The organism is Roseibium polysiphoniae, from assembly GCF_014842925.1.
GTDB classification, from domain to species: Bacteria; Pseudomonadota; Alphaproteobacteria; order Rhizobiales; family Stappiaceae; genus Roseibium; species Roseibium polysiphoniae.
The window spans coordinates 447,341-461,264 of sequence record NZ_JACYXJ010000003.1 but is presented as its reverse complement, the minus strand read 5'-3'; the positions used below and the strand labels follow the sequence as shown (position 1 = coordinate 461,264).

12 protein-coding genes are annotated in these 13,924 nt (G+C 57.1%); 7 read left to right on the top strand and 5 right to left on the bottom strand.

Annotated elements, in window-relative coordinates; all coding sequences use genetic code 11:
* Positions 1-62: 62 nt before the first annotated feature.
* The 3 genes from IG617_RS09065 to IG617_RS09055 all read right to left on the bottom strand — a co-directional run bounded on the left by IG617_RS09065 (position 63) and on the right by IG617_RS09055 (position 4,918).
* Positions 63-1,595, bottom strand: coding sequence for a flagellar protein (locus IG617_RS09065; RefSeq protein WP_192108896.1), 1,533 nt, complete (start codon positions 1,593-1,595; stop codon positions 63-65).
* A gap of 7 nt (positions 1,596-1,602) precedes the next feature.
* Positions 1,603-3,456 (bottom strand): flagellar hook-associated protein FlgK, encoded by a 1,854-nt coding sequence (gene flgK / locus IG617_RS09060; RefSeq protein ID WP_192108895.1) that lies wholly within the window; start codon positions 3,454-3,456, stop codon positions 1,603-1,605.
* Between the two features lie 73 nt (positions 3,457-3,529).
* Positions 3,530-4,918, bottom strand: coding sequence for a flagellar hook protein FlgE (locus IG617_RS09055; RefSeq protein ID WP_192108894.1), 1,389 nt, complete (start codon positions 4,916-4,918; stop codon positions 3,530-3,532).
* 311 nt (positions 4,919-5,229) lie between these two features.
* Between IG617_RS09055 and IG617_RS09050 the strand changes: the two genes are divergently transcribed.
* From IG617_RS09050 to IG617_RS09025, 6 genes are all read left to right on the top strand, one after another.
* Positions 5,230-6,075 (top strand): AAA family ATPase, encoded by an 846-nt coding sequence (locus IG617_RS09050; protein WP_192109143.1) that lies wholly within the window; start codon positions 5,230-5,232, stop codon positions 6,073-6,075.
* 29 nt (positions 6,076-6,104) lie between these two features.
* Entirely contained in the window at positions 6,105-6,659 is a 555-nt protein-coding gene (locus IG617_RS09045) for a hypothetical protein (protein WP_209008366.1), read from the top strand.
* Between the two features lie 106 nt (positions 6,660-6,765).
* Positions 6,766-7,293 carry a SixA phosphatase family protein gene (locus IG617_RS09040; RefSeq protein ID WP_209008365.1) on the top strand — a complete coding sequence of 176 codons (528 nt, stop codon included), beginning with the start codon at positions 6,766-6,768 and terminating at the stop codon, positions 7,291-7,293.
* A gap of 48 nt (positions 7,294-7,341) precedes the next feature.
* Positions 7,342-8,823, top strand: a complete 1,482-nt coding sequence (locus IG617_RS09035; RefSeq protein ID WP_192108893.1) for a YcjX family GTP-binding protein — start codon at positions 7,342-7,344, stop codon at positions 8,821-8,823.
* On the top strand, positions 8,820-9,887 hold the full coding sequence (locus IG617_RS09030) for a YcjF family protein (protein ID WP_192108892.1): 1,068 nt from the start codon (positions 8,820-8,822) through the stop codon (positions 9,885-9,887). Before IG617_RS09035 ends, IG617_RS09030 begins: the two co-directional genes overlap by 4 nt.
* Positions 9,888-9,943: 56 nt before the next feature.
* Positions 9,944-11,119 carry a vWA domain-containing protein gene (locus IG617_RS09025; protein ID WP_192108891.1) on the top strand — a complete coding sequence of 392 codons (1,176 nt, stop codon included), beginning with the start codon at positions 9,944-9,946 and terminating at the stop codon, positions 11,117-11,119.
* Between the two features lie 78 nt (positions 11,120-11,197).
* Here IG617_RS09025 and IG617_RS09020 read toward each other — a convergent pair whose 3' ends face one another.
* A complete protein-coding gene (locus tag IG617_RS09020) occupies positions 11,198-11,620 on the bottom strand; it encodes a universal stress protein (RefSeq protein WP_192108890.1) in 423 nt (140 codons plus the stop codon).
* 81 nt (positions 11,621-11,701) lie between these two features.
* Complete coding sequence (locus tag IG617_RS09015) at positions 11,702-12,475, bottom strand: AraC family transcriptional regulator (RefSeq protein ID WP_192108889.1); 774 nt, start codon at positions 12,473-12,475, stop codon at positions 11,702-11,704.
* 168 nt (positions 12,476-12,643) lie between these two features.
* On the opposite strand from IG617_RS09015, the gene IG617_RS09010 reads away from it, so the two are divergent.
* The gene (locus tag IG617_RS09010) at positions 12,644-13,870 is read left to right on the top strand and encodes an MFS transporter (protein WP_192108888.1); all 1,227 of its coding nucleotides are present in this window, start codon (positions 12,644-12,646) and stop codon (positions 13,868-13,870) included.
* Positions 13,871-13,924: the final 54 nt, after the last annotated feature.

The window sequence follows — 13,924 nt, the reverse complement described above, 5'->3', positions numbered from 1 at the left end:
CTTCTCAGAAGCTGCCGGTCTTTTTCGTTTGCAATCTCGACTAAAGCCTTGCTGCGAAGACCTTAGAGGTAGTCGACGATGCTAAGGTTATAAACGATCGAAGATGCTCTGTAGGAGGCCTCGATGTTGGTCTGAAGCTGAAGGATTTCCGCTGCCAGAAGCTCGTTGTCGACACCTTCAATTTCGCCGATTGTCGTCAGATAGCTGGACCTCATCTGATCATGCCGATCATCCGCGCTCTCGACAGCCCGGTGGGCGATGGCTATTTCCGTTGAAATATCAACGATGCCAGACTGATCTGCAGTGTCTGGCTCCAAAACCGCGCGCAGCTCTGTTGCAAGGGCGGCGTGGTAGAGCTTGTCGTTATCCGTTCCAGCGGAAAAATCTGCACTGACAAAGGTCGCAAGCGACTTCATCAAGTCGGTCAATCCCTGCTCATTTGCGCGCGCGCCGTAGTTGACCGTGAGATTGGTATCGACCACGGCACTCTTGTCTTCCCGCGCATTCGTCGTTGCGGAATTGTCGCCGGTGTACCAGGCCACAGTCGTGGCGCCACCTGTCGTTAGGGCTGTAGCCGTGTCATAGGGCGGACCATCGATCCGCATTGGCTCCACGCCGCCAAAGGTATCGAAGAAATTGTCCGCCGCCCAATCGTCCGACAAGGCTTTCAGATTGGTCTGTGCCTCTTCTTCCAAAGCCTCGGAAATCGCTATCCGAAGGTTTTCCGCCGTTTCCTCAAGATCGGCGCCGACCGCGAAGGCTCCCTCACCACCGCCGGATGTCGCTTCGAGTTCGATCGTGAAGGTCTCTGTGTGATCTGGCGGCAGGGTGAACTCGACGGCAATCGTTTCGCCCAACGTCGGTTGCCCGGTGAACTGGACGTCAAAGGTGTCTGGATCCCCGCCGCTTGGACCCGTGATCGCAACGTTGCTCAAGCTTGATGTGACCGTCGAGATGTCAAAACCGAAGTCGTGCGCGCCGTCTTCCGTGATCGTGAAGGTGGAGTCCGTGGGAACACCAAGTGTGTAGTTGGTCGTCAATGACGAAATATCGAGGCGGCCGTTTTCATTGACCCCGAGATTGGCCTGAGCAAATTCATCCATCACCGTCTTGAGGCCATCCAGTCCATCCGCGCCTTCCAGAATGACCTGAATGGCCGCCACCGGATTGGAGTAGGCATCACTGCCGCCGTACAGGTAATGACCTGCCACTTCCGTGTTCAACAGATTGGCAACTTCATAAAGCAGCACCTCGGCAGTGGCCTGGGATTGCGTCTGCCCATCGGACTGCAGCACGAATTCATTGGGATCGAGAGCCGATTTCGCATCCCGGCGTATCTCTTCCAGACGTTCGAGCGTCAGGTTCAATGTCTCGATATGAAGGCTCGCGCTGACAATTGTCTCTTTGTAAGAGTCGATCTGCCCAACCTTCTGCGTAAGTTCCAGATCGAGCAGACGGTTGTTGCCGATACCCCCAAACGTTGTCGAAGCCTTGCCAGTCGCAAGCTGCGTGGTCTTTTCCGTCAGCGTTTTGCTCAGGCTCGTGACCTGTTTGGTCATATAGGACCTGGATGTGGCAATCGTATCAACGGCCATATTGCACCTACACTGTATTCAGAAGGACGTCGAACAGCTCATTCACGGCCTGCATAACTCTTGCATTGGCCGCATAAGCATTTTCCAACTCGATCAGAAACGCCATCTCGGCATCGACGTTGACCGAGTAGCTTTCCTCGTAGCGAACCGCGAGATTTGTCGTCAGGGTTTCCTTGGCCTGAGCATAAGTCGCCGCATCGCTCGCCTGATTGCCCTGGTAGGCGACCACCTGGTTAACGTAGGTCATCAGCGTACCTTCATAAGGCGTCGCTGCATTGCCAATGCCAGCATCCGGATCAAATGTCGTTCCCGCTTGAGACAGTTGCTCAAGCAGATACTCTGCCCGCGAGGAATCGTTGGGCGAATTCGTTTCCGGCGTCGTCTCATAGTAGACCAAGAGCGAACTGTCCGCCGTAAGGGCCGAGTTCACCGCGATGGATTGAGCGAAACCAACACGTTGCCCACCGTCTTCCAGGGCATCGGTAAAGAGTTCCTTGCCATCTCTTTGGTCGACAAAGATCGAAAGCCCCAGCCCCTGATCCGTGTCTGCAGTCGGCGTCACACTCGCCGTCAAGCTTGAGACCGAAGCCGGAGCCCCGACATCGCCCAGAACCTGCAGATTTCCTGAGCCATCGTCCGTGACTTGAAGATCTGTGGCGGCCAAAGCCGCAATCATCTGCGTCACATAGGTTGCAGGTGTCCCACTCGAGATGTCGATGCCATAAACCGTGTCATCGGCCCGCGCTGTCGCGCTGTCATCCAACGGCAGAAGCGTCGCGTCGCTTACCGCCACAAATGTAACGTTCTGAGTATCCCCGGCAGAGTCCGTGTAGGTCAGAGAGACCGTATTTCCCGCCTGAAGAGCAGAGACATCCAGCACGAACCCTTCATCGGCACCCACGGTAGTCTCAACGCCTTCAACAGGAACGTTCGACATGGCGAGAGACAGTTCAGCTGCAATGGTGTCCAGCTGGCTTTGCGCCTGAACCAACACCTCGTCCCGAACCTCGGCAAGCGCGACCAGTGACCCTGATTCCGAACCAGAGATAAGATCGAACGTGGTGCCGCCGGGCGTGGTGACCAGAACGGAGTTGCCTGGCTCGCCTGGCTGAAAGTAGTTCGTCGGCGAGAATGACAGGACTGAAGCCTGATTGTTCGCCAAAAGCTGCTGTCCGGTGTGGGACTTGATCTGCAGCATACCATTGCTTTCTTCGGTCACCTCAACATCGAGATAACCGGAAAGCTGTTCGACGTAGCGGTCGCGCTGGTCCAAAAGGTCTGCAACCGAGTTGTTGGCAACCCGCGCCTCCTGGATCTTCTCGTCGATATCCTGAATGCTCTGAAGGAGTTGGTTCACATCCTCGGTCTGGCCGATGAGCAGGGTGTCAGCGTTCTCTCTAAGCTCGTTGATCGACTCGTAGGAACTGTTGAGCTGGCGCGCGAGATTGTCCGCTGCGGCAACAACTTCCTGCTGAGCAGCATAACTGCTCGGATCATTTACCAGCGAGGACAACCCAGTCGAGAAATCGGTCATCAACGCGTTAAGGCCGGAGCCGTCGTCGATTGTGCCGAACAGATCATCCAGGCGCGTGGTGAACGTCGAGATCTGAGACGCATAGTTGGTCTCGGAAAGTGAGGCAAAGTAGGAGGACTGGATGCTCTCATCGACCGAACGCTTCACTTCGCTCGACAGAATCCCCGATACATTGCCCTGCCCATCGAAGAAGACATTGGCCTCGACAGACTTGGTTGAGTAACCAACCGTATCAGCATTGGCAATGTTCGACGCGGTGACGTCGATCTGCTTCTGATTGTAGGAAATGCCGAAAAGAGCCGTGTTCAGAGCGGATGTCAGTCCCATGGCTTTGCCTCCTACACTTTCAGAACATCAAGGAAGTTCGGCGGAGCGGCTGGCTCCGCCGATTTGAAATGGGCTACCGAACCATATTCAGAGCGCTGTCGAGCATCTCATCCGCGGAAGTCACGATCTTGGAGTTCGCCGAATAGGCCTGCTGCGTCACGATCAGCTTGGAGAATTCAGATGCGATATCGGCATTGGACAGCTCAAGCGCGTTTGAGATAATCGACCCGCCACGAGTGAGGTCAGGTTCACCCGACGTTGGGGTCGCGGCAAAAGCCGCACCATTAACACGCTCGAGCGCTTGCTCAGCATCGAATGTCGCGAGTGGAATCTCATACAGGCTGCGCGTTTGACTGTTGGAATAGCTTGCAACGATCCGGCCAGATTCATCGATCGAAACGCCGACGATCTCACCTGCAGCGTAACCATCCTGATCCAGCGTAACAGAGGTCGCGACACCGTTAGGGTCCGAGTACTGCGTAAGAGAACCGTTGCTGAAGGAGATGTTCACACTATCAATGGTTACATCGCCAATTGTTAGACCACCCGTAATCTCAAAACCGTCAGAAGTGCCATTGGGAACACTTGTAAGACTACCATCGCCAGCTGTAAGCGTGCCCATATCACCAGCGGTGTCGAAATTGACATTGCCAACTTCCAGCCAAGCCGGATCGTTTCCTCCGCTGCTTAGAAACATGCTCCAGGTGTTGTTAGCCGCCGGCGGGGCGTTCGCGGTTTTACCCCAGCGAACCTCAACGTTTAGCGCGGTACCATTATCGTTGTAGATCGTGACCGACCCGCCGGAAATAGAGCTGTCCAGAAATGCCTGATCATTGGCATCCGCAACATCATCTGTCCCAACGGTCGCTGTATTGAGCAGCGCGGTCGTTGGATCGGAGCCGTCATAGTCTTCCGTCTGCGGAACTGTCGGCAGGTTCGCTTGGTATTCAATCTCAGAAGTCGCTTCAGCAGCAATCGGCTGGTCATCAATCTGAATCACGCCGGTCGCATCGCCAACCGCGTTACCAGTGTCCGGATCAAGCTCGTAGCCCATCAGGTAATAGCCTGAACTATTGACCATGTAGCCGTCTTCATCGATCTCAAAATCGCCGGCACGAGTGTAATAATTCGTATCGGCAAACGTGGTCTGACCATCGACGACATCGCCGGCGGAGGTGACAACAAAGTAGCCCTCACCATTGATCGCCATATAAGTATCAACATCATTCGCAGAAATATCACCCTGCACGGTGTTTGTTGCACGCGAGGTTGAATAGGTGGTTCCAGAGACCTGATCCGCCTGCACAGAGCCACCGCCAGACACCAGATCAGAGAAGGTCGTATCCAACCGCTTGTAACCGGTCGTCTGCGAGTTTGCGACGTTACCGGAAATATTCTCAAGCGCGGTTGCCTGAGCCGCCAGGCCGGAAACCGCCGAGTTAATAGCCCCGTAAATACCCATGTTACTTCCTCTTCAGGTCTAGGCAGACGCCCACAATTCGTTTGCTGGAGGGATCGCAAGGGACATGCCAACTGCCAGGCGATATTTTTTCCTGTTACTTTTCAATGATTTAAATTTTTTCCAGCGAAACAAGCAGAAGAATAAACACGGCAGAAAGAGACCAGCAGGCAAAAGATTCCTGCCCCATCAGGCAAATCCGATCCCCTTTGGCGTCAAATCAGCGACCTCTGCTCCTTCGCTGACGCGACCTTCTTGCACCGCAGAACGCCCGCCCCTAAGGTCCACGCAAAGAAGAAGGAATGGATGCTCACATGCGCTTTGAAGGCACCGAGGACTATATTGCCACCGAAGATCTCAGGATCGCGGTCAATGCGGCCGTCGCTCTCGAGCGGCCTCTCTTGGTCAAGGGCGAACCGGGAACCGGCAAGACCATCCTCGCTGAGCAGATTGCCGCAGCATTGAAAGCCCCGCTGATCGAGTGGCACGTGAAATCCACAACCAAGGCGCAACAGGGCCTTTATGAATATGATGCGGTTTCCCGCCTGCGCGACAGCCAGCTTGGCGATGAGCGGGTCAAGGACATCAACAATTACATTCGCAAAGGCAAACTCTGGGAAGCCTTCACGGCACCGGAGCGCCCGGTCCTGCTGATCGACGAAATCGACAAGGCCGACATTGAATTCCCCAACGACCTGTTGCTGGAACTCGATCGGATGCAGTTCCACGTTTACGAAACAGGTGAAACCGTCAAGGCGATCAGGCGTCCGGTCGTGATCATCACCTCAAACAACGAAAAGGACCTGCCGGACGCATTCCTGCGCCGCTGTTTCTTTCACTTCATCAAATTTCCCGACAAGGAAACGATGGCCGAGATCGTGGAGGTTCACTTTCCCGGGCTCAAACAGCGCCTGCTGTCGGAAGCCCTGAACCTCTTCTATGATGTACGCGATGTTCCAGGCCTCAAGAAAAAGCCTTCGACGTCGGAACTGATCGACTGGATCAAGCTGCTCGTGAACGAGGATGTGGATGCCCAGACACTGCGCATGGACGACAAGAAGAATCTGATCCCACCTCTGCATGGCGCGTTGTTGAAAAACGAACAGGACGTCCATCTGTTTGAGAGGCTTGCCTTCATGACACGCCGTGAACGACAATAACGTTCGATTCTGAGATCGGAGATCGGCAGATGAGCAAAGGTAGTTCCTTCGACAGCCTCCCTTGGCGCAGTCTCTCTTTGTGCCTGTTCTGCCTGTTCGCTGTCGTTCCTGCGAAGGCCCAAACCCCGGACACCCAACAACAAGTGGGTTGGGTCAGCGATGTCCTGGGCATGCGCCATTTCAATGGCTTGCGCTGCCCGGACATGGTCGGCAGCCTTTTTCGCACCAAAGTTCTGGCCGCAGATGCAGATAGAATGGCAGGCTGCGTCTATTCGGGCAGAGACGGATTCCGGGCAATTTTACGCCAGCATCTGTCCGGCACCGGTGCCGGTTCTGCCGCCGATTTCCTAACAGCCTATAAAGCATCGGGTTTTACTCAGGTCTCTCTGTCGGGCGTCGCTGCTGGCGGCATTTCCTTCAAGACCCGTGACTGGACACCAACGACCCTATGCGAAACCCTTTGGCGGTTTTCCGGCAGAAATGCTGATTTCACCCTTTGGATGGCCTACGCGCTGCCAACACAGGAGGGCGACGTCGGCCCGGCAATTGACGCCTTTACAGAAATCCTCAATCGACAAAACTGACGCGTCCAAACACTCGACCTGAAAATATCCATCTTTTTTGATCTGGCTCGGTTCAACGTATAGGGTTTTGTTTTAGGGTCCTTGAAAAGATGACCGGAGGATCCCCGTGCTGCAACTTTTCCTGCTCCGCCATGCCAAATCCGATTGGAGAAACCCTGAGCTCAAGGATTTCGACCGCCCCCTGAACAGCCGCGGCCGGACCGCCGCGCGCACCATGGGCGCCTATTTGGAGAAGAACCAGCTTCAACCGAACCTGATCCTTTGTTCCTCCTCCCAAAGAACCCGCGAAACACTCGCCAAGCTTCTGCCCCATCTTCGTCGTCAGACTGAGATCCGCCTCCTGAACTCTCTCTACGACGAATGCGAGGACAGCTATCTTCCGATCATCCGGGCCAGGGGCGGGAACGCTGGAAGCTTGATGGTCATTGGCCACAACCCGGCAACGGAACAGACCGCCCATGCGTTGTTCGCCGAAGGCGACAGGGTCCTCAAGGCGGATATGGAATTGAAGTACCCCTCCGGAGCGCTGGCGATCTACAGTTGCCCGATCACCGACTGGTCGTCATTGGAGGCTGGAACGGCTCAGCTGGAACAGTTCATCAAACCGCGCAGCCTGCAGGCAGAAACCTCCTGATTGCGAATACCGGGGGCACCCCCTACATGAGCGTCAGGAGATCAAAGTTTGAACAGACTGCTCAATATTGCCGACGAAGCCCGGCTGACATTTGCCAACCTCGCCGACACGGCCAGCGATCTGGCGGTTCCCAACCTTCGCCTTGGCGTTACGGGCCTGGCGCGTGCCGGCAAAACCGTGTTCATCACGGCACTGGTCCACAATCTCATCCATGGCGGACGCCTGCCCGTGTTCAATGCGGCCGCCGGGGGCAGGCTTACACGCGCGTTTCTTCAGCCCCAACCAGACGATGCCGTTCCACGGTTCGACTATGAAGCTCATGTTGCCGCACTGCTCGAGGATCGCCTCTGGCCCCGGTCGACCCGTCAGGTCTCGGAACTTCGACTGACCATTGAATACGAAAGCGCATCCTATCTGGCCCGCAAGCTCGGGCCCGGAAAACTCAACGTCGATCTCATCGACTACCCCGGCGAATGGCTGCTTGATCTGCCGTTGTTGAAACGCTCCTATGCAGAGTTCTCAGCAGAGGCTCTCAAGCGCGCCCGCGCGGCCAACCGCAGTGAAATCGCAGCGCCATTTCTGGCCGAGCTGTCCGGTATTGATCCGGACGGACCGGAAATCGAAACAACTGCCCAAACGCTCTCTGAGACCTTCAAGGCCTACCTCGCCGCCTGCCGGCAGGATAGCCATGCACTATCGATGTTGCCGCCCGGCCGGTTCCTCATGCCCGGCGATCTGGACGGCTCTCCTGCCCTGACATTTGCCCCACTCGACATTCCATTCGATGCTGCCCCCGCCCGGACAGGCACCTTCAGAGCCATGATGGAGCGACGATATGAGGCCTATAAAACCCATGTCATTCGCCCCTTCTTCCGGGATCATTTTGCGCGGCTTGATCGCCAGATCGTCCTGGTCGATGTCCTTCATGCGCTGAACGCCGGCCCCGATGCCTTGACCGATCTTCAAGTCGCATTGGGCGAGGTCATGACCTCCTTTCGCCCGGGGCGAAAGTCCTGGCTGGCGTCCATTGTAAATCGCCGGATCGACAGAATCCTCTTTGCCGCGACCAAGGCCGATCATCTTCACAGGGAAGACCATGATCGGCTTCAGGCCATCCTGCGAAAGCTCGTTGCAACGGGTATGGAACACGCACAATTCAAGGGCGCCGAAGTGGATGTTCTTGCCCTGGCCGCCGTGCGTGCCACCCGCGAAGCAACGGTCAAGCATGGCGGCCAGGAGCTGCCCGCGATCCTGGGAACGCCGCTTCCAGGCGAAGGCGTGGACGGTGAGCGATATGACGGAAAGTCGGAAATCGCCATGTTTCCCGGGGACTTGCCCGAAGATCCTGAATCAGTCTTTCAGACAGTTGAATCAATATCTCCAAACTCAGTTGAAGTTGATTCTTCACTTCAATTCCTCAGGTTTCGCCCACCACGTCTGGACCGCACGGCCGAAGGCATGAAACTCTCGCTGCCCCACATCCGCCTCGACCGGGCCATCGAATTTCTGATCGGAGATCGTCTGCGATGACCGACCATCCCAACGACCGGCGGGCCTCCAACTCCCCGTCCCGCCCGGCAAGGAAGCCAGCTGCCTTTTCTCTGGATGACGAGCGTGTTCGCTACGCTGACGAAGATCCCGATGAGGTTCTGAGCGCAGAAGCTCTGATCTCCATGGCAGCCGATGACGAGACCATTCCGCGCCTGCCTGCTGAGGCCAGCAAACCCTCCAAGAGCTTCTCGTTCGGCAAGTGGATTGCAATCGGATTGGGTGGCCTTGTCAGCCTTTCAATCGGCCTGGCCATAGACAATCTGATCCGCGACCTGTTCGCCCGCACCGACTGGCTCGGCTGGACCGCGACCGGCCTCGCCGCCGTCGCCGTCCTCGGGCTCCTTGGTCTCGCCCTGAGAGAATTTCTTGGCATCTTGCGGGTCGGCAAGATCGATCACTTGCGCGACGCTCTGACAGATGCGGCAGAGGCAGATGATGCCAAGGCTGCCCAAGCTGGTCTCAAGGATCTGATCACCCTTTACGAAGGCCGGCCTGAAACCGCCCGTGGCCGCAGGGCACTCGCCGGTCATATGCGCGAAGTGATCGATGGCCGGGATCTGGTGATCCTGGCCGAGCGCGATCTGCTCGCGCCCCTCGATCTGGAAGCACGCCGCATTGTCATGAACAGCGCCAAGCGCGTATCCGTGGTCACCGCGGTTAGCCCCCGGGCGCTCGTCGATCTTCTCGCGGTGCTCTTCGAAAACATCCGCACCATACGCCGCCTGTCGGCTCTTTATGGCGGTCGTCCGGGCACTCTCGGCTTCTTTCGACTCACCCGCCAGGTTGTCACCCATCTTGCTCTGACCGGCGGGATGGCAGCCGGAGACAGCCTGACATCCCAGGTGCTGGGCCACGGCTTGGCAGCACGTCTGTCGGCCCGCCTTGGCGAAGGTGTCATCAACGGCCTTCTCACGGCGCGCATCGGCATCGCTGCCATCGCCGTCTGCCGTCCAGCTCCCTTTGTCGCAACCAAGGGACCGAGCGTGACTGACTTCATGGGTGAACTGGTTCAGCGGGCGGAAAAAGAGGACATGGCCAAGTAGGCAGAGCGAAAACTGTCCTCTCGACACTCCATCTTCGTCTCGCTACCTTCCCATCCATGTTCATCACATTCTTCACCGAGCTGAAATCTGCCGGCATTCCCGTCTCCCTGCGCGAGTATCTGGCGCTGATGGAAGCACTGGAACAGGACCTGGCTGAGCGACGGGTAGAAGACTTTTATTATCTCGCCCGCACAGTCCTGGTGAAAGACGAGAGCAATCTGGATCGGTTTGACCGGGTCTTCGGCCATGTTTTCAAAGGCCTCGATCTTCTCAGTGAGGCACCCGCTGGTGACATCCCGGAAGACTGGCTTCGCAAGCTCGCCGAAAAACACCTGAGCGATGAGGAAAAGGCGCAGATTGAAGCCATGGGCGGTTTCGAAAAGCTGATGGAAACCCTGCGCGAACGTCTGAAGGAACAGGAAAAGCGCCACCAGGGCGGCAACAAGTGGATCGGAACGGCGGGCACCTCGCCCTTCGGTGCCTATGGTTACAATCCCGAAGGCATACGCATCGGCCAGAAGGAGAGCCGGCACCGGCGGGCGGTAAAGGTCTGGGACAAGCGCGAGTTCAAGGACCTCGACGACACCCTGGCGCTCGGCACGCGCAACATTCAGGTCGCCCTAAAGCGCCTGCGCAATTTCGCTCGCACCGGTGCTGCCGAAGAATTGGACCTGGATGACACCATCCGCGCAACGGCGCACAAGGGCATGCTCGATGTGAAGATGCGGCCCGAACGACGCAACGCGGTCAAGGTCCTGCTGTTCTTCGACATCGGCGGCTCCATGGACGACCACATCCGGGTTTGCGAAGAGCTGTTCTCAGCGGCTCGCACCGAATTCAAGGTCATGGAGCACTTCTATTTCCACAACTGCCTTTACGAATATGTCTGGAAGGAAAACGGCCGCCGCCATGCCGAGCGCATCGACACCATGGACGTGCTGCATAAATACCCCGCCGACTACAAGGTCATCTTCGTCGGCGACGCCTCGATGAGCCCCTACGAAATCGCCTATGCCGGCGGGTCCGTCGAGCATTGGAATGAGGAACCGGGCTCCGCCTGGATTGAACGCGTCACAAGCCTCTACAAGAGCGCCGTCTGGCTCAATCCAGTCCGACCGGAGCACTGGGGCTACACCCACTCGATCAAGATGATGAACGAGCTCATGGAAGAGCGCATGTTTCCTCTGACCGTGGAAGGTTTGAGCCAGGCCATGAAGGAGCTGGCCCGCTAGCGGCCGTCGACGCAAACACAAACCCGGCCTGAGGCTCAGACCGGGGTTCTTTCATCGATCAATAAAACAACTGCCAGATCAACGCAGCACCATGACGGCACAAGGTGCATGGCGCACGATGTGGGCCGCGTTCGAACCAATGAAATAGGTCGACAGCCCCGGCTTGTGGCTTGTCATCAGGATCAGGTCGCAGCCTGAGCTTTCAGCCTCTTCCAAGACTTCATGGTAGACCGAGCCGACGCGGACCTGACTGTCGATCATATCACCAGCGAGTTCCAACTTGGCAGCGATGGCATCCAGGTTGTTCCGGGTTTCCGTGAATTCGCGGTCCTGAAAACCTTCCGGCAGCTGGCTTGCGACAAAGGTCTGCACTTCAGGGCAGACGGCCACGAGATGAATTTTAGCGCCATAATCCTTGGCAAACCGAACAGCCTTTTCGACGGCCGGATCGGCAAAAGCAGGCTCAGCAGGATCGATCGGCACCAGTATTTTCTTGAACATGTGTCCCTCCTTGTTCGTTTCGCCGCCGATGCTGGCCTCAAGGGAAAGGACTTGCCATGAGCCAAATCAATTGCCTGGCGCTCAGGTGAAATATCGTCCCGGCGTCACCCCGAAGGCCTTTTTGAAGGTCGCAACAAAGGCACTTGGCCCCTCGTAGCCAAGCCGGTGCGACACCTCCGAGACACCTGATCCTTCCGCCAGCATCTCAAGGGCGCGAAACAACTTCACCTGCCTACACCAGGTGCGATAGCTGAGCCCGGTCTCGGATTTCATCCGCCGTTCGAAAGATCTGACAGATGTGGCACAGGCCTCGGCGGCCGCCGTCAACGGCGGAATGTCAGCCGGACAACGAACAATCCGCTCACAGACAGTACGGAGACGCTTTTCCTTTGGCATCGGCAATTGAAGCGGTGCCGCCGGCAGAACTTTCAGCTGATCCAGAATGACCGCGGCGATCCGGGCAGCCGGGCCCTCTTGCGTCTCGCCGCGTCCAAAGGACATGAACTCCAGGATCAGCTCGCGCAGCAACTGGGTCACCTGAATGACCTGCGGCCTGTCCGGCAGGGCACTGGCGGCCTCGGGCGAAACATAGAGGAACCGGATTTCCGTCTCCGACAGGTAACGGGCGTGGTGGGCGACCTTGGGCGGGATCCACAGCGCCCGCTCAGGCGGCGCATGAAAAGTCCCGATCTCCGTGTCCACAGCAGCCGCCCCGTGGATGACGTGGAACAACTGTCCCTCTTCATGGGAATGCCAGCGATTTTCCGTGCCGCGAACCTGAGTACGCGCAAAACCGGTCATGACCTGGCCGAGTGTCCTGCCAGGCACCTCAAACAAATCCGGATGAATAACCATGACAGCAGCCCTAAAATTGGCGTGTGAAAGACAATTCCTGACAAAACAACGCTAACACGCAAGAAAGCGAGTGCGCTAGAAGGAGCCAGTCTTTCTTATGGCTTCGTGACCGCTCAGTTTCTGAGACCACCATCGGGCCGCAAAAACCTCCCAGGAGCATCACACCTGATGAGTTATTTCACTCTCAGCGCCAATCCAGCGACCCAGACCGGCTGGCGCTCGCCTGCGGTGCTGCTGATGATCATGGCTGGCGCCATGCAGCTCTCCTTTGCGGCCTGGTGGAACCTGATGAACAATTTCGCGGTGCAGGAACTTTCCTTCACCGGCAAGGAAATCGGCATTCAGCAATCAATCCGCGAAATTCCGGGGTTCCTGAGCTTTGCAGCGATCTATTTCCTGCTGGTCATGCGTGAGCAGACACTCGCCTATGTGTCTCTGGCACTGCTCGGAATCGGCGTCGCCGTCACAGGCTATTTCCCCACGGCCATGGGCTTTTACATCACGACCTTCGTCATGTCGGTCGGCTTCCACTACTACGAGACCATGAACCAGTCGCTGTCCTTGCAATGGCTGCCGAAGGCCACAGCCGCGGCCTCCATGGGCAAGATCATCTCGGTCGGCGCCTTTGCCCAGCTTATCGCCTACGGACTTATTTTCGCAGGCTGGAAGACCTTCGACCTTTCGTTCACGACCGTCTTCCTGATTGCCGGCAGCCTGACCATCGCCGTTCTGGCTTTCGTGATCATCGCCTTCCCGAGCTTCAGGGAGGGCGTCCCCCAGCACAAGAAACTCATTTTGAGAAAGCGCTACTGGCTCTATTACGCGCTGACCTTCATGGCAGGCGCCAGGCGTCAGATCTTCACGGTCTTTGCGGGTTTCCTGATGGTGGAGCGGTTCGACTATCACGTTCACGAGGTCGCCGGACTGTTCCTGCTCAATGGCGCCTTCAACATGATCCTGGCCCCCAAGATCGGCAGCCTCATTGTCCGTTTCGGCGAACGTAAGGCCCTGATGGTCGAGTATGTTGGCCTGATCCTTGTCTTCGTCAGCTATGCCTTCGTGACCAATGCGACGGTGGCGGCCAGTCTTTACGTGATCGACCATGCGTTTTTCGCCATTGCCATTGCGATCAAGACCTACTTCCAGAAGATCGCAGATCCGGCAGATATCGCACCCACCGCAGGTGTGGCCTTCACCATCAACCACATCGCAGCGGTCGCCATTCCGGTCATCTTCGGCCTCATCTGGCTGATTTCGCCGGCTGCCGTGTTCCTCGCCGGTGCCGGCATGGCGGTGATCAGTCTGATCCTCTCAAGCCTGATACCATCCAATCCGGATGCAGGGCGTGAAGTCGACTTCTGGTATCGACGCCCGTTGCCGCAAGCCGCCGAGTAACGGCCAGGCACAAACGAGAAAAGCCCGCGCGATGTTCGCTGCGGGCTTTTTAAC